The 19,612-nt window shown below is 73.9% G+C and carries 18 protein-coding genes; 10 read left to right on the top strand and 8 right to left on the bottom strand.

Annotated features, from left to right (window positions below; translation table 11 throughout):
* Positions 1-143: 143 nt before the first annotated feature.
* The 3 genes from ACSNOA_RS06920 (at position 144) to ACSNOA_RS06910 (ending at position 4,417) form a co-directional block, all read left to right on the top strand.
* On the top strand, positions 144-2,147 hold the full coding sequence (locus tag ACSNOA_RS06920) for an FG-GAP-like repeat-containing protein (RefSeq protein ID WP_436657095.1): 2,004 nt from the start codon (positions 144-146) through the stop codon (positions 2,145-2,147).
* A 147-nt stretch (positions 2,148-2,294) separates the two neighbouring features.
* Positions 2,295-3,137: a PhzF family phenazine biosynthesis protein gene (locus ACSNOA_RS06915; RefSeq protein ID WP_436657094.1), complete on the top strand. Its 843-nt coding sequence runs from the start codon at positions 2,295-2,297 to the stop codon at positions 3,135-3,137.
* Between the two features lie 344 nt (positions 3,138-3,481).
* A complete protein-coding gene (locus ACSNOA_RS06910; protein ID WP_436657093.1) occupies positions 3,482-4,417 on the top strand; it encodes a hypothetical protein in 936 nt (311 codons plus the stop codon).
* A 138-nt stretch (positions 4,418-4,555) separates the two neighbouring features.
* On the opposite strand, the gene ACSNOA_RS06905 is transcribed toward ACSNOA_RS06910, so the two are convergent.
* Positions 4,556-5,329: a PPOX class F420-dependent oxidoreductase gene (locus tag ACSNOA_RS06905; RefSeq protein WP_436657092.1), complete on the bottom strand. Its 774-nt coding sequence runs from the start codon at positions 5,327-5,329 to the stop codon at positions 4,556-4,558.
* Between the two features lie 97 nt (positions 5,330-5,426).
* Between ACSNOA_RS06905 and ACSNOA_RS06900 the strand changes: the two genes are divergently transcribed.
* A complete protein-coding gene (locus ACSNOA_RS06900; RefSeq protein WP_436657091.1) occupies positions 5,427-5,795 on the top strand; it encodes a VOC family protein in 369 nt (122 codons plus the stop codon).
* Between the two features lie 14 nt (positions 5,796-5,809).
* Positions 5,810-6,247, top strand: coding sequence for a VOC family protein (locus ACSNOA_RS06895; RefSeq protein ID WP_436657090.1), 438 nt, complete (start codon positions 5,810-5,812; stop codon positions 6,245-6,247).
* A 17-nt stretch (positions 6,248-6,264) separates the two neighbouring features.
* On the opposite strand, the gene ACSNOA_RS06890 is transcribed toward ACSNOA_RS06895, so the two are convergent.
* Both ACSNOA_RS06890 and ACSNOA_RS06885 read right to left on the bottom strand, forming a co-directional pair.
* Positions 6,265-7,596, bottom strand: coding sequence for a hypothetical protein (locus ACSNOA_RS06890; RefSeq protein ID WP_436657089.1), 1,332 nt, complete (start codon positions 7,594-7,596; stop codon positions 6,265-6,267).
* A 103-nt stretch (positions 7,597-7,699) separates the two neighbouring features.
* Positions 7,700-8,185 carry a WapI family immunity protein gene (locus ACSNOA_RS06885; protein ID WP_436657088.1) on the bottom strand — a complete coding sequence of 162 codons (486 nt, stop codon included), beginning with the start codon at positions 8,183-8,185 and terminating at the stop codon, positions 7,700-7,702.
* Between the two features lie 233 nt (positions 8,186-8,418).
* On the opposite strand from ACSNOA_RS06885, the gene ACSNOA_RS06880 reads away from it, so the two are divergent.
* A complete protein-coding gene (locus ACSNOA_RS06880) occupies positions 8,419-9,024 on the top strand; it encodes a hypothetical protein (RefSeq protein WP_436657087.1) in 606 nt (201 codons plus the stop codon).
* 121 nt (positions 9,025-9,145) lie between these two features.
* A complete protein-coding gene (locus ACSNOA_RS06875) occupies positions 9,146-9,838 on the top strand; it encodes an alpha/beta fold hydrolase (protein WP_436657086.1) in 693 nt (230 codons plus the stop codon).
* A gap of 36 nt (positions 9,839-9,874) precedes the next feature.
* Here ACSNOA_RS06875 and ACSNOA_RS06870 read toward each other — a convergent pair whose 3' ends face one another.
* A complete protein-coding gene (locus ACSNOA_RS06870; RefSeq protein ID WP_436657085.1) occupies positions 9,875-11,050 on the bottom strand; it encodes a hypothetical protein in 1,176 nt (391 codons plus the stop codon).
* A gap of 211 nt (positions 11,051-11,261) precedes the next feature.
* A complete protein-coding gene (locus ACSNOA_RS06865; protein ID WP_436657084.1) occupies positions 11,262-13,640 on the bottom strand; it encodes an acylase in 2,379 nt (792 codons plus the stop codon).
* 220 nt (positions 13,641-13,860) lie between these two features.
* Between ACSNOA_RS06865 and ACSNOA_RS06860 the strand changes: the two genes are divergently transcribed.
* A complete protein-coding gene (locus ACSNOA_RS06860; RefSeq protein ID WP_436657083.1) occupies positions 13,861-15,414 on the top strand; it encodes a gluconokinase in 1,554 nt (517 codons plus the stop codon).
* Between the two features lie 19 nt (positions 15,415-15,433).
* Here ACSNOA_RS06860 and ACSNOA_RS06855 read toward each other — a convergent pair whose 3' ends face one another.
* Complete coding sequence (locus tag ACSNOA_RS06855; RefSeq protein WP_436657082.1) at positions 15,434-15,751, bottom strand: putative quinol monooxygenase; 318 nt, start codon at positions 15,749-15,751, stop codon at positions 15,434-15,436.
* A 92-nt stretch (positions 15,752-15,843) separates the two neighbouring features.
* On the opposite strand from ACSNOA_RS06855, the gene ACSNOA_RS06850 reads away from it, so the two are divergent.
* On the top strand, positions 15,844-17,130 hold the full coding sequence (locus tag ACSNOA_RS06850) for a serine hydrolase (RefSeq protein WP_436657081.1): 1,287 nt from the start codon (positions 15,844-15,846) through the stop codon (positions 17,128-17,130).
* A 43-nt stretch (positions 17,131-17,173) separates the two neighbouring features.
* Here the strand turns inward: ACSNOA_RS06850 and ACSNOA_RS06845 are convergent, their stop codons facing one another.
* On the bottom strand, positions 17,174-17,932 hold the full coding sequence (locus ACSNOA_RS06845; protein WP_436657080.1) for a MerR family transcriptional regulator: 759 nt from the start codon (positions 17,930-17,932) through the stop codon (positions 17,174-17,176).
* A gap of 83 nt (positions 17,933-18,015) precedes the next feature.
* Complete coding sequence (locus ACSNOA_RS06840) at positions 18,016-18,543, bottom strand: ArsR/SmtB family transcription factor (protein ID WP_436657079.1); 528 nt, start codon at positions 18,541-18,543, stop codon at positions 18,016-18,018.
* An 87-nt stretch (positions 18,544-18,630) separates the two neighbouring features.
* On the opposite strand from ACSNOA_RS06840, the gene ACSNOA_RS06835 reads away from it, so the two are divergent.
* Entirely contained in the window at positions 18,631-19,551 is a 921-nt protein-coding gene (locus ACSNOA_RS06835) for a S41 family peptidase (protein ID WP_436657078.1), read from the top strand.
* The last annotated feature ends 61 nt before the right edge of the window (positions 19,552-19,612 follow it).

The raw sequence follows: 19,612 nt of genomic DNA, 5'->3' as shown, positions 1-19,612 counted from the left end.
ACGGGCGTGGACCGTACACAACGGACGGACCATGTTCCCACAGCGCCGGCGACAATCGTGACCCCGGCGGTCGCCGTGTGATGCGAGGACGCCGGCGGACGCCGTACACACGGAATGATCTTCGAACGGGGGATGGAGGACGCTTGACCGCCCACGGACCCACCCACCTACGACGGATCGGCATCGCCCTGGTGGCGGCGCTCGTCGCGTTGACGCAGCTCACCGCGACACCCGCCCAGGCCGCCCCGGCGGTCACCCCGCCGCCGGCAACCAGCGCCGTGGCCGTCTCGTCGACCCAGATCCGGGTCAGCTGGCAGGCGGCGTCGCAGGCGTCCGCGTACCGGATCTCGCGCTCCACCGGGTCGAGCGGCCCCTACACCGAGGTCGGCCGGAGCACCGGCCTGGACTTCTCCGACTCCGGTCTCGCCCCGGCCACCACCTACTACTACGTGGTCCAGGCGGAGTACCGGAACAAGGTCTCCGGCTACTCCCCGCAGGCCAGCGCCAGCACCGACCCGGTCCTGCCGGCACCCGGCGGCCTGCGGCTGACCGGCACGCCAACCGTCATGGACCTGACCTGGGAGCCGGTGGCGGGGGCCGCCCGCTACGAGGTGTACCGCCACCACGTGATCGACGGCGACACCCTGCTCGCCACGACCACGCAGACCTCGTTCCGGGAGACCGAGCGGTCCGACACCTACTACTACCAGTACCGGGTGCGCGCGGTGACCGCGAGCGGCGCCGCCGGCCCGTTCGCCTCAGCGGCCGGCTACACCGGCACGGCGACCACCACCACGATCGCCGCCGACCCGGTCCGGTCGGAACAGGGCCAGAAGGTGGCGCTGTCGGCACGCGTCACGACCGCCGACGGCGCCGAACTGCGGGGCAGGGTGATCTTCCTGTCCGGCAGCGAGGTCGTCGGCCAGACCGACGCGTGGCAGGGGTACGCCGCCGTGGTCGTCACCCCGACGGCCACGGCGACCTACCACGCCCGCTTCGAGGGCACCGGCGGCGATCCCGCGTACGGCGCCAGCGCCTCGAAGGACCTGACCGTGCAGGTCGACCCGGCGTACGGCGAGGTGTCCTTTGGCCCCGCCGAGGCGGCTCGTGTGGGCTCGCAGGAGACGGCCGTCGCGGCCGGTGACCTGACCGGCGACGGGCTCACCGACGTGGTGCTCACCACGGCGGACGAGGCGGACGCCGGTGACCTCAACCACTCGGTGTACCTGTTCGTCCAGCTGCCCGAGCACCGGCTCGGCGCGCCCGTCCGGTACGCGACCACGGTGCCGACGGCCGGCAGCATGGTCCCGGTCGTCGCCGACGTCGACGGCGACGGGCGCAACGAACTGCTGGTCGCCTCCGGGACCGGGCTGGACCTCTACCGGCAGTCGGCGGGCGGACTGTCCGCTCCCGTGGCGCTGCCGTTCGGCGCGGCCCTCGGTGACGTCCGGGTGGTCGACCTCGACGGCGACGGCCGCCTCGACCTCGTGGCGACCACGAACGAGTCGGTCCTCGTGCGCTACGGCACCGGCCCGGGCGAGTTCGCGCCGCCGGCGTCGGTGGCCACGCCGACCTCCGCCCCGCTCCTGGGCGTCGCCGACGTGACCGGCGGCCCCGGGTTGGATCTGGTACGCCTCGACGGCCGCCGGGTCATCGTCGTGGAGCAGACCGGGGCGCGTACCTTCGCGGCGCCCGCCGGCATCCCCGTACCCGAGGGGCAGGAGATCTCCGCACAGTCGTTCGCGGTCGGCGACGTCACCGGCGACGGCCGGGCCGACGTGGTCGTCACCGTCACCGGCAACATGCCCGACCCGCGGGTCTCCGTGCTGACCCACCGGGCCGACGGCACCCTCGGCGCCTGGCAGGTCTACGTGGCGTACGACATGCCGGAGCCGGTCGCCCTCGAGGACATGGACGGCGACACGCGGCTGGACGTGGTGGTGGCCCACGGCGGCTGGTACGAGGTGGGCGTCCTGCTCCAGCGTCCCGACGGCCGGCTGGGCCGGGAACAGTTGGGCTACAACCCCTACTACGCCTCGCACTACGGCCACCGGGGTCTCGCGGTCGGGGACATCGACGACGACGGGCACAAGGACGTGCTGCTCGCCGACTACAACAACGGGCTCGTGGTGGTCCCGGGCGCGTAGCGGCGTTCGTTCCACGACGGGTGGTGCCGGCGCCACGGGATGCGCCGGCACCACCCGTCCCGTGTATCCGGCCCGATAGGCCAGCCACCAGGGGCGCCGGCGCCCTACGGCTGGCCCGGCCGGTCCCCCGGTGCCTAGGGTGGGGCCATGGAGATCCTGCGCTACGCGGCGTTCACGACCGACCCGGCCGGCGGCAACCCGGCGGGAGTGGTCCTCGACGCCACGGGCGCCGATGACGCAGAGATGCTGAGGATCGCCGCCGACCTGGGTTACTCGGAATCGGCCTTCCTGATCCCCAAAAAGGACGGCCGGTTCGAGGTGCGGTATTTCAGCCCGCTGGCCGAGGTGCCGTTCTGCGGCCACGCGACCATCGCGTCCGCGACCGCGTACGCCGAGCGGCACGGCCCGGGGCTGTTGCGCTTCGACACCCGGTCCGGGCCGGTCGACGTGTCCACGGAGGCCGCGCCGGACGGCACCACCACGGCGACCCTGGTCAGCCCACGGCCGCGCACCGAGCCGCTCGCCGACGACGACCTGGCCGCGCTGCTCTCGGCGCTGGGCTGGGACCGGCACGACCTCGACCCGGCGCTGCCGCCGCGGGTGGCGTTCGCGGGCGCGTGGCACCCGATCGTCGCCGCCGCCACCCGGCAGCGGCTGGCCGACCTGGACTACGACTTCGCGCGTCTCGGGGCGTTGATGGCACGACGCGACTGGACCACCGTCGACCTGGTCTGGCGCGAGTCACCGACCGTGTTCCACGCGCGTAACCCCTTCCCGCCGGGCGGAGTGGTGGAGGACCCGGCGACCGGAGCGGCGGCTGCCGCGCTCGGCGGCTACCTGCGAGAGCTGCGCCTGGTCGACCCGCCGGTGACCGTCACCGTGCACCAGGGACACGACCTCGGTCGGCCCAGCCTGCTCCGGGTCGGGATCCCGGCCGAGGCGGGCACCGGCATCGCGGTCACGGGCACGGCGGTCGTCCTCGCCGGGTGAGCCGGAGCGGGGCCCCCGGCAGGTAGCAGCTCCGCTCGGCTTCGGGAAGTTCCTCTGCGGCAGCGAGGTTGATCACAACCGATGCCGGCACAGGGCCGGGCGGGTTGCCCGGCTGCGGCCCGTCTGGACGGCTGGACGTGGGCCGATCAACCGATCGCCCCTGTCGTCCGGCGTGCACGGCGCGGGCCGCGCGACCGACCGCTCCCGACCCGAAAAGATGACCGTCGCGAATCGACCACTGATAGTAGTGTTCCTCGGGTTATTGCTGGTCCCGACGGTCGTTGATCCAGTCGGACTGCCCAGTTCCCGCACGAGCGGGAACCGACACTCAACCAAGGAGCTCTATGCGTACGCTCAAGATTGTCGGCGCCGCGGTCGGCGCGTTCGTCCTCACAACCCTGGCACTGACGGGCCCCGCCCAGGCCGCGCCCGGCGACCCGGTGTGGACCGCCAACGGTGAGTCGTCCATCACGGGTCCGCACACGGTCGAGCTGGTCGGCGGCAACACCTCCGTCGAGGCGGCGAACCTCGGCGTCGAGGTCGAGGCCGGCGATGAGGTCACCTTCTCCATCGCTCTCTCGGACGGGGCGGCGTGCAGCGCGGGCGCTCCCCGTGTCTTCGTGGTCGTGAACGGCACCAACACGAACTCGTGGGACCAGAACGTCGCCGCCGGCAAACAGTGTGGCGAGGAGGGCACGATCTCGTTCACGGCTCCGGCGGCTGGCACGATCGGCCAGGCCGGCGTGGTGTACGACAACGGCACGGACGGCACGGTGGTCGTGTCGGACCTGCGGATTGCCGGTGACCTGGTCGATTTCCAGGCTGTGGAGCCGGGCACCGAACCGACGGGTACGCCGACCACCCCGCCGACCAGCCAGCCCGCGGAGCCGCGCGACTGCGAGGCGTACGTCTACACCGGCACCACGCAGAACCTATGCGCCGACTTCTCCAACCCTTCCGGCACGGTCAACTGCTCTGACGTGAAGTACCGGGTCACGTTGGTGGACGTGAACAACGACCCGTGGGGCCTGGACGGCAACAGGGGCACGCCGGGGATTGGCTGCGAGTCCAACCCCCTCAAGCCGACGACCGGGTCGACCGAGGAGCCGACGGCCGACCCGACCGCGTCTACGTCCGACAGTCCCGCGCCGGGAGCGGGCGGCGGCCTTCCCGTCACGGGTGTCAACGCCACTGCGCTCGGCGCCGTCGGTGTGATCGCGGTGCTGGCTGGCGTGGCGCTGACGGTGGCACGCCGCCGCCGGGTCCGCTTCGACGCCTGATCTTCTACCGGAACGCCCCGCTGTCTTCAGGCAGCGGGGGCGTTCGTGTTTGCCGGACCCGGTTAGTGGACTGGTGCGGCCCTCGACCCGCCCCGGGCATCCCGCGGGGGCAGGCCGCGGCCGAGTACGGCCCGACGGTCACTCGGTGCGCAACTCGAAGTGCACCGTACGGCCCGTCCTGCCCCGCCCGAGCCGGTGCGTGAGCGGCACGACCACCCCGTGCAGCAGCGGGTACTTGCGGCGCAGCGCCCGCCGCGCCTGCGCGTACTCCTGCTCGGTGAGCCGGTGGGCGGTGGCCTGGACGGCGGGACCGGTCGGCACGCCGCGGCCGGTGGACGCGGCGACCGTAACGGTCGGGTTGTTGCGGATCCGGCGTGTCTTCCCGGCCCGCTGGTAGCTGCGCACGTACGCGCGTCCGCCCGATACGGCGATGCTCACGGGCGTGGCGACGGGGGTGCCGTCACGGCGGTACGTGGTGAGGGCGACGGTCTTCTGCCGGACGTACGGTGCCCACTCGCCGGCCGTGGCCGGCTCGACCCGGCCGAGCACCCAGCCCAGCTCGCGCCACCGCTCGACGAGCGCCACGGCCGCGAGCAGCGACGACACACCGATGATGACGGTCTGACCGGTGCCGCCGCCGAGGTCCCGGTCCACGACGTGCCCGACCGTGTGGGTGACGCTCCCGACCAGGTATCCGCCGAGGGCGACGGTGAACCCGTCGGCCCACACGGTGGCGAGCAGGAGCGACACGCCGATGCCGAGTTGGAAGGCGCCGACGTCGTGCACGAAGTGCTCGCTCGGCGGGAAGTTCACCGAGTCGGCGAACGATGCGGGCGCGCCCATCGCCCACACCCCGACCACGACGGCGAACAGGGCGAGCAGCACGGTGGCGGGTGTGATGATTCGTCTCATGCCCTGCGGACGCGGCAGCCGACGCGGGCGTGACCGACGGCGGCACATGTCACACCCGGCGCCTAGGGTCGGGCCGACGACAGCCCGGAGGAGCGTGATGATCGACCATCTGTCCGTTCAGGTCCGCGACGTGGCGGCCAGTGCCGCCTTCTACGACGCCGTGCTCGCGCCGCTCGGCGGCCGGCGGCTGCTGGAGTTTCCCGGCGTCATCGGCTACGGCCGCGAGCGGCCGGACTTCTGGCTCGGCCCGACCGAGTCGCCCGGCACCGCCCGGGAGGTGCATCTGGCGTTCGCGGCCGACAGCCGCGCCGCCGTGCAGGCGTTCCGCGACGCGGCGGTCGCCGCCGGCGCCGAGGTGCTGCACGAGCCGCGCCTCTGGCCGGAATACCACGCCACCTACTTCGGCGCGTTCGTCCGCGACCCGGACGGCAACAACGTCGAGGCCGTCTGCCACAACCCGGAATGAGTGGGGCCCCGACGATGGAGCAGCGGATCAGCCTGGTCACCCTCGGCGTCACCGACCTGCCGCGCGCCCGGGCCTTCTACGAGCGGCTGGGCTGGCGCGGCCAGGAGGCCGAGGAGACCGTCTTCTTCCAGGCCGGCGGGTTGGCGCTGGTGCTCTGGGGCCGCGACAAGGTGGCCGCCGACGCGGGCATCGACGACCCGGGCGGGGGCGGCTTCGGCGGGATCACGCTGGCGCAGAACGTCCGGTCCCGCGCCGAGGTCGACGCGCTGCTCGCGGACGCGGCCGCAGCCGGCGCCGAGGTGACCCAGCCGGCCCGGGAGACCTTCTACGGCGGTTACGCGGGCTGCTTCGCCGACCCGGACGGGCACGTCTGGGAGATCGCCTGGAACCCGGGCTTCCCGCTCGCGGCCGACGGCACACTGACCCTCCCCGACTTCGGCACCACCGCCTGAGACGAAGCGTCATCGCGTCAGGAGCCGGAGTCGTCCCGGGGGCAGAGCAGCGGGTCGAGCAGGGGAAGCCGGAGCGGGTCCAGGCAGACCGTGAGCAGGCGCGAGTCCGGCGACGACGGTGGTGACGTCGTCGGGGCGGGGGTCGGCTTCGACGGCGGCGGGGACGCGGGCGGGCTCGTGGTCGGGGGCGTGCTCGGCGCCGGCGCGGGGCTGGTCGGGGGCCTGGTCGGCTTGGGCGGCGCCGGCGCGGTGGTCGGTGCCGACGGTGCGGGTGCCTCCGGGGCGCCGACCGAGCCCCGGCCGGACCCACCGCCCGCGCCGGGATCCGCTGCCCGCTCACGCGCGCCGGGTCCGGCTGCCCCGCCAGCCGTCGTGACGGCGACGCCGCCGGCCGGTGTCCCGTCGTGCGTGGCGGGCGCCGTGGGGCCGGTCGTGGGCGGGGCCGTCGCACCGCCCGCGGCAGGCGGGGCCGGGGCGAGGGTCGGCACGACCGCGCCGATCGCCGGGGGCGGCTCGACGTCCAGGACGATCCCGCCCGCCTCGGCGCGGTAGCGCGGGATGTCCTCGTCGGACCCGTACGCGCTGGCCGCGAACGCCACGAACGCCACGGTGGCCGCCGCGACGGCGGCCCGCCGGTCGGGGCGGCGCGCGACCAGCGGAGCGTGCCACGGGTCGGCCGGCGCCGGCAGCGCGGGACGGCACCGCTCGTGGATCTCGGCGAGGGCGTCGAGTTCCGCGACCACGGCGGCACGCTCCCCACGGGCCGCGGCGACGGCGAGGGTGAGGTAGAACCGGGCGTTCGCCACGGTGGTCGCCGGCACGAGCAGCCCGGCGAGCCGCCCCCCGTCGGTGGTGTGCAGCAGGGTCAGCGGCACGTCGGGGTGGTGGGCCGGCGCCGTGAGGTCCGCGTACCTCCACTCCCGGCGCAGCGCGCGGCCGGCAAAGGCGACGCGGTGGTTGGTCACGACGGCCAGGCCGGCGCCCGCGACCCGCAGACCCTTCGGCAGCATACGGCTCGACGGCGCCGGAGGCCCGACGCTGAGCGCGGCCTGCGGCAGACCGGGTACGTGCCGGGCGGTGGCCTCGACCAGTTCGGTGGTGGGCAGGATCCGGTAGACGAGTTCGTCGTCGTCGAGGTCCACGGGCAGGCCGGTGCGGGGCTCGGTGCAGCCGAGGAAGGTGGCCGCTTCGATCCGCTGCCGGGTGAGTTCGTCGGCGCGGCGGCGCCACGCCGCGAGCTCGCGGCGGTGCGCGCTCCGCCGCCGCTCGTTCTCGCGTTCGGCCCAGGCTGTCCGCCATGTGGGTGACGGGGTGGCCGCGACGACCGTGCCGGGTGATGTGGTGGTCACGCGCGGTACAACCGCTCGCGTACGAGTCAGGTCACGCTCGAGGGATCGAAGCTTCCCTTTGTTCCCGATAAGAGCGGATTGGTACGCGCCGATGCGGCCGACCCTACGAGATCACCCGCTGCGGGTACGCCTCGATCTCCCGCGACCACTGCTCGGCGGCCACGGCCAGGGCGTCGGCCGAGACGGTGAGGGGCAGCGGGTACACGGCGCTGAGCGGGCGGCGCATCCACGGCGGCAGCGACTCGTAGGAGAACTCGACGACGAGTTCCATCCGGCGCCGGCGAATGACCCGGGTGCGGAACGTCAGGTTGGGCTCGGTGAAGCGCAGCACCGCCGGCAGCGTCGACGGTTGGGTGGCCAGCCTCGCCTGCAGCGACAGCCAGTCGGCGAGGACTCCGGCCTCGGCCACGGTGAGACACGGCTCGCTGTGTGACCAGGCCTGGCCGTCGGCCGTCCGGGCGTCCACCTCGATGAGCAGCCAGTCGTCCCACCCCTCCATCTCCTCGGGCTCGACGGGCGGCTCGACACCCGGCTGGTAGCCGACCGGCCGGATCCGCAGCCGCGCACCATCATCCGAGCGCACTTCCATACCAGCCATGATCCCTCATAATTAGCCCAAAAATACCCAAACCAGACAGACCCCTTCGTTTCCGCGATCTTGCAGATTGTGCCCTCGATCTGCGGCATTCGCCCCTTGTACCCGGGCACAAAGTGCAAGATCGACGGACTGGGCGGCCCTGAGGGGGTCGGGGATGCGGGTTCCGGGGTGGGTGCGGGGAGACCCCCATGGTGTGGCCGGTGCCGCGCCGCCAAGCTTGGAGGATGACTGCCACCAGTGCCGCCCGCCCGGCCCGCGGTGCCCCGCCGCCCCGCGTCACCGTACGCGCGATCTCCCCACTGCGGCTGGCCGCCGTCGCGGCGCCGGTCCTGCTCCTGCTCTACGGGATCTTCCGGCTGGCCGACGGTCTGGACGGCGATCACGGGCCGGGCTGGGCGTGGAACACCGGCCACAGCCTGTTCCTCGTTTCGATCGTCCTCTTCGCCGGACTGGCCGTGGGCCTGCGGCGCGTGCTGCTGTCCGACGCGCCCCGCCTGCGGCCACTCACCAACACCGCCGCCGTAGCGGCCCTGGTCGGCGCCGCGAGCTTCGTCTGGGTGATCCTCGGTGACCTGTTCGCCGGGTTGGCCGACGCCGCCCCGCTGCCGGACCCGCTGTTCGCGGTCGGGCCGCTGCTGTTCCAACTGGGCGTGCTGGCGCTGCTCATCCAGACCGCCACCACCCGGCCACGCCGGCTGCCGCTCTGGGCGCCGCCGCTCGTACTGCTCGGATTCGTCGGCATCGCGGCGAACCTCGACCTGCTGCCGGTCGGCGGCGCGCTCATCTTCGCGGCCCTGCTCCCGCTCCGGCTGGGCACCGCCGATACCTGACGCGTCGGACGGGGGCGGCGCGGAGCCGGCGAGCGAGGCGGCGAAGGGCCTGCGAGCGGAGCGGCGAAGGGCCTGCGACCCGGGGCGGACATTGTCGGGCCGCGGTACTACCGTGCGGGACATGGCGGAATTCGTACTGGTGGCGGGCGCGTGGCTCGGAGCGTGGGCATGGGACGAGGTCGTGCCGAAGCTGCGCGCGGCCGGGCACGGCGCTCACCCCGTGACGCTCTCCGGTCTCGCCGAGCGTCAGGGTCTGCCGGCCGGCCAGCAGACCCACGTGCAGGACATCGTCGACGAGATCGAGCGGCAGGATCTGCGCGACGTGGTGCTCGTGGGCCACAGCTACTCGGGCATCCCGGTGGGTCAGGCCGCGGAGCGCATCGGCGACCGGCTGCGGCGAGTGGTCTTCGTCGACTCGAACGTGCCCCACGACGGCGAGTCGTTCGTACGGCCGCCCTTCGGGGAGCGGGTGCGGGCCGCCATCGACGACAACGGCGGGTTCTGGCCCCCGCTGACCGCCGACGACTACGCCGGCCAGGGGCTCAACGGCGAGCAGATCGCCCGCATCGTGGGCGGCTCGACGCCGCACCCGGGCGCCACGCTCACCGAGCCGGCCGTGCTGACGCGTCCGCTCGGCGAGCTGCCGGCGACGTACGTCAAGTGCCTGCTCGACGGCGACGAGCCCAGCCCCGACGTCGCGGCGCTGCTCAAGAACGACCGGTGGCGACTGGTCGAGATGGACACCGGGCACTGGCCGATGTTCTCGCAGCCCCACGAGCTGGCGCAGGTGCTGCTCGACGCCGCCACCGAGTAGACGGGCGGGCCCCGGCGCCCCGGCTTCCGGCGAGCGTCAGGTCCAGACCGTCCGGCGGACGCCTCGGTGTGCGGTGCAGGCGTCGCGGCGACCACCGTTCAGGCTGACCACACCGTCGCGGCACTGCACGAGGTAGCCCCGGCCGGCCCAGAACTCCTGGGCGCAGTCGAAGTAGTCGCAGGTCGCCGCGGCGGGCTTGCGGATCCGGTTGCCGCCGCAGAAGTCGTACCCCATGGGGTTGGCGGGTGCGCCGCAGAGCCGTTCGCCGCTCGGCGACGGCGTCGCGCGCTTCGGCTTCGGGGCGGACGTGCCAGCTGACGAAGCGCCAACCGAGGACGCACGACCCGAGGCCGAGGGGGCCGGGGCGGAGTCCGCCGGCCGGCCCAGCGCCGGCACGGCGCTCGGGCTGGCGGCCGGCGTGGCGGCCACGGCCCGCTCCCCGGCCGGGTCGGACGGGTTGGACTCGATGAGCGCCGCGGGCACCAGCACGGCGACGGCCGCGGCGATCGCCACCGTACGGCGGCCGCCGGGGACCAGCCCGGACAGCCGCGCCTGCCCCGGGGTCGCGACGGCCGGCCGGAACGGCTTGAGCTGCTCGTGTTCGGCGATCATCTCGTCGAGCTGGGCGATCACTGCGGCGCGCTGTTCGATGGCGTCGGCGAAGGCGAGGGTCAGCTTGAACCGGAAGTCGGCCGCCGCCTCGACGGGCAGCAGGAGACCGGAGGTGCGCCGGCGGTCGAGCACCTGGATCAGGGTGACGGGGGCGGACGGGTCGTGGGCCAGGCCGGTCATCTTTCCGTACGCCCAGTCGCGCCGGCCGCGTCCGAGCAGCACCAGCCGACGGCTGGTGATCACGGCCATCCCCGCGTCGGCGACGCGGACGCCGTCGGGTCGGCGGGGCCGCAGCGGCGCCGACTCCGGGATGACGGCCAGGTCGGGAGCGGGCAGCACCGCGTGGTGCCGGACCTCGACGAGCTGCGCCGCGGGCCACACCCAGAGCACCACCTCGTCGGGCGCCAGTTCCAGCGGGAGGCCGGCGCCGGCCGCCGCGGAGCCCTGGAAGTCGGCGGCGAGCGCGCGCAGCCGCCGCAGCTCGTCGTCGCGCCGCCGCCATGCCGCGTCGGCGCTGCGGTACGTCCGGTGCCGGCGCTCGTTCTGCCGGTGCGCCCACCGGTACCGCCATGTGGAACCCGTCGAATCAGTCCTTGCCATGCCGACTCCTTCGCCGCGCAGGCCACCAATCGGGGTGTCACCCGGGACAACTTCCACGGGGGCCGGCGCGGACCCGCCAGAACGGACGAAATATCCGATCGGCGGAGCAACATGGACGATAGGCCGGTACTGCCGCGTCGATTCATGTCCGTCGGGCGTGTCGCGCACACACCGCCCGGCGGACGCGCACCGCGCCCGCCGGGCGAGGGTCTCAGTGGCGGCGGCCCTCCCCCACCCGGTAGGTGCGCAAGTGCAGGTCGGCCTTGATCTGCGCCTCGGTGTACTTGATCGTGTCCCAGCCCTTGCGGGAGTAGAGCGCGGTCTGGTCGCCGTACCAGGGGGAGTTCGGGTTCGTCGACTGGGAGTACGTGAGGATCTGCCGGCCGGACGGGCCGTGCGAGCCCAGTTCGACGGCCATCACGAACGACGACCCGTGCACCACCTTCGGGTAGCCGACACCCGGCACCCGGGTGCTGACGATCATGTTGAAGATGCCGGCCTCGGCGCGGCCGCCGTGGATGGGGATGCGCCGGTCGCCGCGCGGCTCGGTCTGGATGTCGCCGAGTCGGGCGTCGAGCGGTACGCCGGCGAGGTTCCGTACGGCGTCGGCGAGCGCGGTGAGCACCCGGGGGTCGGCGGTGTCGAGCCGTCGGGGGGTGCGCACCGGGTCGGCCGCGGAGAAGGCGTCGGCGAAGCGCAGCCCGCCCTCGACCGCGAACTCGACGAACACGTGCGCGCCCCGGCTGCCGAGGTCGGCGTGCAGGTCCCAGCGCCGGAGCGCGGCGCAGGCGTCGCGCAGGTCGACGGTGGCCCCGTCGGAGGCGGTGGCGGTGGGCCGGGCGGTGCACAGTCGCACCAGGTCGTCGCGGACCAGCTCGCCGCCGTACACGCGGTTGCCGAAGACGGTCTGCCACAGGCGCTCGGCGGTGAACCCCCGTCCGGGGAGCCCGTCGGTGCCGGCGAGCCGCCGTTGCACCTGGTCGAGGCCGAGCCGGGTGCGCAGACTGCGCGGCGTGCCCTCGTCGCCCATGATCCGCGGGTAGCCCTCGAGCGGCGCCTCCGGGTTGGCGAGCCAGTAGCTGTCGTTGGAGTTTGTCACGTAGTCGCCCCGGAAGCGGACCGGCAGGTCGGCCGGGCCGAAGATCCCGGGTACGGCGGCGTCCGGGTCGGCGCCGAGCCCGCACGCCGACCGGGAGCCGTCCAGCACGGCCTGGCCGCTGCTCGCGTACATCGGGCGGAAGGCGGCCGGGATGCAGGTCGCGGCGAGCGCGTCGGTCACCCGGGGCACCACCGAGTGGTCGGCGTAGAGGGCCTCGCCCCGGGCGTCGGCGGCGATCACGTTGACCCAGGGCAGGAACTGGTAGCGGTCGAGCACGCTCTTCAGCTCGCGTACCGTCGAGGCCCGGCCCATCTGGAGCCAGCCGTCGAGGGCCCGGTTGTTGGTGGCGTTGACGTCGGTGATGGCGTACGCGGTGGTGGCCGTCCAGTCGAACGTGCCGGGCACCACGACGACGGGCCCGTAGTGGGTGTCGTGGAAGGTGCGGCGCACCGGGGCGAGGCGGCCGTCCGGGCCGGGCGCCTGCACGGTGACCGTGCGGGTGGTCATCCTCCGCGGCCGGCCGTCGACGTAGTACGAGGTGGGGTCACCGGGGACCAGCGCGAGCCGGTGCCAGACGAAGCGGCGGGCCGTGGAGACGGTGTGGCTCCAGGCGAGCGTGCCGTTGTGCCCGATCTCGACGATCGGGTCGCCGATGAGCGCGGCGCCCTCCACGTCGTAGCGGCCGGGCACCTTGAGGTGCATCCGGTAGAAGCGTTCGGCGCCGTCCCAGGGGAAGTGCGGGTTGGCGAGCACCATGCCGCCCCGGTTCGCGGTGGCCGCCTCGCCCAGGCCGTACGCGTTGCTGCCCACCCCGGCGGGGGTGCCGTCGGCGGCGGCGACCACCGCGGCCGCGCCGGGCGCGTCCTGCACGGCGGCCTCGCCGGTGGCCGTGGGCGGGGCCGCGGCGACGATCCCGTCGAGCACGGCCGCCGAGCCGGCCCGGACCATGCTGGCCCAGGTGGTACGCCAGACGTCCAGTTCGGTGAGCGGGCGCACCCAGCCCCGGCCCCGGCACGCCGGGTCGGTCAGCCTCGCCACGCCGGTCCGCCGCAGGTACGAGTTGTAGCCGGCCGCGAAGCCGCGGACCAGGTCGCGGACGTCGTCGGAGGGGGCGTGGACGCCGTCGCGGCGGCCGTCGAGCAGCCGCTCGACGGCCCGGTCCTCGATCGCCTTGCGGAAGAACAGGTCGCTGCGCACGTTCGCGTCGGTGGGGCCGCTCGCCCCGAACCAGCGGGACCGCTCGCCGTTGACCGTCACGGCGGTCTCGGCGATGACGCAGAGATTGTCCTCGGCCTGCACGTAGCCGGCGCCGAAGCCCAGGTCGGCGAAGGTCCGGGCGGTGATGTGCGGCACCCCGTACGAGGCGCGGCGGATCTCGGCGGAGTAGCCGCGGTCGCGCTGGTGGGCCCCGGCCGGGGTGGCGGCGAGCCCCGTGGCCACCAGCCCCATCGCGACCAGCGCGGCACCGAGGCGTCTCGTCTGGGTTCTCATGGCACCCTCCCCCGTCGGCGCCCCCGGACACCGATGCCCGAGAGGCATTCACGTCGATGCATTCTCGTCGATGGAGCGGTCGTGCGCACGCCCGGACCGCCGGGATGCGCTCCACCACGGCTCCCGAGCAGGGCGATCCCACTACGGGGCCGCCGGTGTCTGGGTAACGTCGGCCCCAGGCGGGTGGCGCCGCCCGCCACCCCGGATCGGAGGGGGCGTCGTGACCGGCACGGGACGCCCACCCGCGGTGGTGATCGGCGTCGACATCGGCACCACCAGCACCAAGGCGGTCGCGTACGACACGGGCGGCCGGCTGCTCGCCAGCGCCTCGGCCGGCTATCCGCTCGACGAGCCGCAACCCGGGTACGCCGAGCAGGACCCGCGGCGCATCCTCGACGCGGTACGCGACACGGTCCGCGCGGCGGTCGCCGACCTGGACGGGCCGGTGGCCGGGCTGTCGTTCGCGAGCGCCATGCACAGCCTCATCGGGCTGGACGCCGACGGCAACCCGCTCACCCCGTCGCTCACGTGGGCCGACTCGCGTGCCAGCCGGCAGGCCGAGCGGCTCCGCGCGGTGCCCTCCGGGCTCGCCCTGCACCGGCGCACCGGCACGCCGGTGCACCCGATGGCCCCGCTGCCGAAGCTGCTCTGGTTCGCCGAGCAGGAGCCCGCCCTCCACGACCGTGTCGTGCACTGGGTGGGCATCAAGGACTGGGTGCTGCTGCGGCTCTGCGGGCTGCTGGTCACCGACCACTCGCTGGCCTCGGGCACCGGTCTTCTGAACATCCACACGCTCGCCTGGGACGCCGAGGCGCTGGCCATCGCCGGCATCAGCGAGGAGCGGCTGCCGCAGCTGGTCTCGACGACCGCGGTGCTCCCGCGGCTCACCGCCGGGGCCGCGGCGGCCACCGGCCTGCCCGAGCGCACCCCGGTGGTGGTCGGCGCCGGCGACGGTCCGCTGGCCAACCTCGGCCTCGGCGCCGTGCACCCCGGCATGGTGGCCTGCTCGATCGGCACGAGCGGGGCCATGCGTGTCATGGTGGAGCGCCCCGGCGTCGACCCGCTCGGCGGGGTGTTCTGCTACGCGCTCACCGAGCAGCGCTGGGCGGTCGGCGGCGCCGTCAACAACGGCGGCATCGTGCTCCAGTGGGCGGGCGACGCGCTCGCCCCCGATCTGGGCGGGCACGCCGAGGACGAGCTGGTGGCCCTGGCCGCTCGCGCGCCGGTCGGTTCCGGCGGGCTCATCATGCTGCCGTACCTGCTCAGCGAGCGGGCGCCGCACTGGAGCGCGCTGCCCCGGGGCGCGTACGTGGGGCTGACCCACGGGCACCGCCGCGAGCACCTGGTCCGCTCCGCCATGGAGGGGGTGTGCCAGCAGCTCGCGCTGGTGCTCGCCTCGGTGCGGTCGGCCGGCAACGAGGTCCGCGAGATCCGGGCCAGCGGCGGGTTCGCCCGCAGCGGGCTGTGGCGGCAGATGCTCGCCGACGCGCTCGGGGTGCCGGTGGGCTTCCCGGCCGGGCACGAGGGCTCGGCCTTCGGCGCGGCGCTGCTCGGCATGCAGGCGCTGGGCCTGATCCCCTCCATCGACGTGGCCGCCGACCTGGTGCGGATCGAGGAGATCATCCGGCCGGACCCGGCCGCCGCCGCCACGTACGCGACGCTGCTGCCACTCTTCGCCGAGCTGTACGACGCGCTGGTCCCCACGTTCACCTCACTGCGCCGGTTGGCGCCGGGCCTGCCCCCGGAGCCGATACCGGAGCCACCCCCGATGTGAGCGTCCGGCCCGGCCGGGATCAGGGCGCCTCGACCGCGGAGATCAGGTAACGGTGCACCTCGGCGCCGCGGATGGCCGTCGTCTGTTCCTCCGACGGCCCCGAGCCACGGAACGCGAGCAGCTGCTCGGCGGACTCCCACCGCTCGTAGACGTTAATCCGCCCGGGCTCCACCAGGTCGGGGCTGATCGCGAAGTCGACACAGCCGGGCGCCGAGCGGGCCTGCCGGACGGCGTCCAGGCAGGAGGCCAGGTAGTCGTCCCGCCCGGCCGGGTCGACGTAGAGGCTGCCGGCGACGATGAGCACGTGGACCTCCCGGCCACTCGGGGACCTGCCCATCATCTCCCACGTCCACGGTGGTCCGCCGCCCCGGACGGGTGATGCCGTCGCCGTCCGCACCGCCAACCTCGGGGGCTTCTTATCGTACGAACGTGAAGAAAACAGACAAGCAGGCCTCATCTTCCCGGCGGGCGGCGTCCCGCGTACCGCTGCGGAGGCTGGTCGCCGCGGGCCTCGCGCTCACCCTGCTGCCCGGCGAGCCGGCGGTCGCCGACGGCGGCGGGCCGGGCCCGGCGTCCGAGTCGTGGCGGCCGCCGGCCAGCGCCCTCGCCTGGCTGGCGGTTCCGGGCGGCGCGTTCTCGGTCGACAGCGAGGCGCGCACGGTGCGCTACCGGGCCTGCGACGGCGACACCGGCCGGGTGCCCGACCCGGACATGCGGGTGGACGGCCGGGTGGCGAGCGGCGAGGTCACGGTCGGCGACACGACGTACGCCTACGACGTCCCCCTGGTCGGCCGCAGTCGGGGCATCGTGGAGGTGACCCGGCCGGACGCCGAGCCGGTGGGGCTGGTCGGCGACGTGGTCACTGAGCCACAGCCGCCCACCGACCCGGTCGCCGGTCGGCGGCTGCTGCCGCTCACCGGGCAGCTCCGGCAGGTGGTGGACGCCTCGACCGCCAACCCGGCCGGGGTGACCGTTCGGGACCTCTCCGGCCGGTACGGCGACCAGCAGATCGCGGTGAACGGCGCCTTCCGCCCGAAGGCGGCCAGCGTGATCAAGCTGTGGATCCTCGTGGAGCTGCTGCGCCGGGTGGACTGCGGCCAGGCGTCGCTGGACGACGGCGTGCTGGTCACCCCGGCCGACGTGGTCGACGGCACCGGCGAGTTGCAGCACGAGACCTTCCCGCAGGTGGTCACCCTCCACCGGCTCGCCGAGTACATGGTCGAGTTCAGTGACAACACGGCGGCCAACGTGCTGATCGACTACCTGGGTGGCTTCGCCCCGGTCAACGCGCTCATCGACTCGATGAACCAGCGGGAGACGATCCTCGCCCGCAAGATGCTCGACACCGAGGCCGCCATGCGTGGCGAGGAGAACTACACGAGCCCGGACGACGTGGTCGCCCTGCTCGGTGCGGTGTGGGACGCGCAGATCCTCAGCCCGGACTCCCGGGATCTGATGATCGGCTTCATGGCCGAGCAGACCCTCAACACGAAGATCCCCGCCGCGCTGCCGCCCGGCGTGCCGGTGGCGCACAAGACCGGCGACCTGCCGGACGCCTCGCACGACGTCGGCTACTACCTGATCCCCGGCTCGCAGGTGGCCGTCGCCTTCCTCACCTCCGGCCCGATGGCCGGCGGCGACGAGACGGTGCGGCGGCTCGCCCGCACCGTCTTCGACTACCTCGTCGAGCCACCGCCCGGCGCGGTCGAGGAGTGAGGCGGGGGTGCGGCCCGACACCGGTCGCACCCCCGGCCCCTTCTCAGGCCCGGCTGATCGCGTTGGCGTGGATCGCCTCGCTCAGGTACGCGGTCAGGCCGGGGGCGAGGCTCTCGTAGTGCGCCGTGAACCGCTCGTCGGCCAGGTACATGTCGGCCAGGCCGGTGTGGATCTCGTACGAGCACTCGTAGAACCACCGGCTGATGATCTGCCGGTGCTCCTCGGCCAGGTCCCTCGCCTCCGGGCTGTCCGCCGGGGCGCCGGAGGCCAGGACGGCGACCATCCGTCTGGCCCAGTCGTCGTTCTCCTGCCGGAACCGCAGCCAGTCGTCCCGGCCGTACCGGGACACGCGCCGGTTCGACTCCCGGTACGCCTCGCTGCCGCCCCACCGTTGCTCCGCCTCCTCGGCGTGCGCGTCCGGGTCGAAGTCCCCGAAGACCTCGAACCGCTCCTCCGGGGTCAGCCGGATGTCCATCTTCTTCGCCTCCATCGCGAACTCGATCGCCGTGACCATCTCCTGCAACCGCTTGATCCGTACGGTCAGCAGCTCGTGCTGGCGGCGCAGGTGCGCCGCCGGATCAGCCGCCGGGTCGTCGAGGATCGCGGCGATCTCCTCCAACGGGAACCCCAGCTCGCGGTAGTAGCGGACGAGTTGCAACCGCTCCAGGTCCGCGTCGTCGTAGCGGCGGTAACCGGCCGCGCTGCGCCCGCTCGGTGAGAGCACGCCGATCTCGTCGTAGTGGTGCAGCGTCCGCACCGTCACGCCGGCGAGCTTCGCCACCTGACCCACCGTGTACGCCATGGTCCCCTCCCTTCCGGAAACCAGGCTCCCGCCTGCCGTTACGTGAGGGTCAAGCCCGATTCTGCGGCCTCGCTCACGGGCCGTCAGGCCGTTGGCGGGTCGCCCTGCCGGTAGAGGCTCACGAGCACGCCGTACCGCGGCTCCGCGTCACCGGCGTCCTCGGCCTCGTGGACGAGCTCGCTGAGCGCGGCGCCGAGCCGCTGGGCCTGGGCGGCGGTCAGCCGCAGGTGTCGCAGCTCCAGCAGCGGTTCGTCGGCTGCCGCCGCGATCTCCTCGGCGACGGCCCCGAGCATCGCGGCGGTGGCCCCCGCGTGGCCGGGCGCCACGTGGAGCCGCCGGGCGGAACGCTGGTAGTACTGCTCGGTGCCACCGCGCACCGGCCGGGTGTGCACCACCCGGACCATGCCGGCGTCGCGGAGCACCTTCAGGTGGTGGGCCACGTTGCCCTTGGCCGTGCCGAGCGCCGCCGCGAGCTGGCTGATGGTGGCGGGGCGCTGGCCGAGCGAGAACAGCAGCCGCTGGCGGAACGGGTGCCCGAGCGCCTTGAACTGCTCGGGCGTGGTGACCTCGAGAAGGTCGTCGAGCGGGCGTTCGGGAAGGGTGTCGGCCACGACAGAAAGTGTCTAGTCCTCTTGACGCTTTGTCAATCGAGCTGCTCTACTGCTCGGCACCGATCCTCCGACAGGCAGGAGACCGCCATGCGCCAGGCCGACATCACCGCGGCCGTCGAACGGACCGCCGTCGTCGTCGACGAGCACTACGTCTTCCCCGACGTCGCCGCGCGGCTGGCCGCCCTGCTCACCGACAACCTCGCGGCCGGTCGCTACGCCGCCGCGCCCGACCCGCGTACGCTCGGCGCCCTGGTCACCGCCGACCTCCAGTCCCTCAACGGCGACCTGCACCTGCGACTCAAGCACCACGAGGAGGAGCTGGCCGACCGCGACCGGGACCCCGACGACGACCGGATGGTCCACCTCGCGGCCAGCACCATGGGCGGGATCAGCCGCGTGGCGCGCCTCGACGGCAACGTGGGCGTGCTGGAGATCCGGCCTTACCTGTTCCCGCCGCAGCTCGCCGGCGACGCGATGACCGCGGCGCTCCGGCTGCTCGGCGGCACCGACGCGCTCCTGCTCGACCTGCGCGACAACCTCGGCGGCAGCCCCGACATGGTGGCCCTGGTCTGCGGCTGGCTGCTCGACGAGCCCACCCTGCTGCACACCATGTACGACCGCACCGGCGAGCCGGTCCGCCAGTCCTGGAGCGCGGCCTGGCTGCCCGTGCCGGCCTACGGCGCCGGCAAGCCGATCGCCGTGCTCACCAGCGCCCGTACCTTCTCCGGCGGCGAGGAGCTGGCCTACAACCTCCAGCACCTGGGCCTCGCCACCGTCGTCGGTGAGCGCACCGGCGGCGGCGCGCACCCCCGGATCGGCTTCCGGGCGCACCCCCACCTGGAGGTCACCGTCCCCGTGGCCCGGCCCGTGCACCCCGTGACCGGGACCAACTGGGAGGGCACGGGCGTCACGCCCGACGTCGAGACACCGGCCGCCGAGGCGCTCGACGTGGCGCACCGCGCCGTGCTGGCCCGCCTGGGCACGTCCCCCGAGCGGGCCGCAGCCTGAACGTTGGCGATCGTTGACGCCCCGGCGTTCGGAGACACGGCGTGTCGGCTCGCCCAGCCGT

Origin of the sequence: Micromonospora sp. URMC 103, from assembly GCF_051386435.1 — a bacterium.
Classification (GTDB): Bacteria; Actinomycetota; Actinomycetes; order Mycobacteriales; family Micromonosporaceae; genus Micromonospora.
This window is presented reverse-complemented; position numbering and strand designations above follow the sequence as displayed.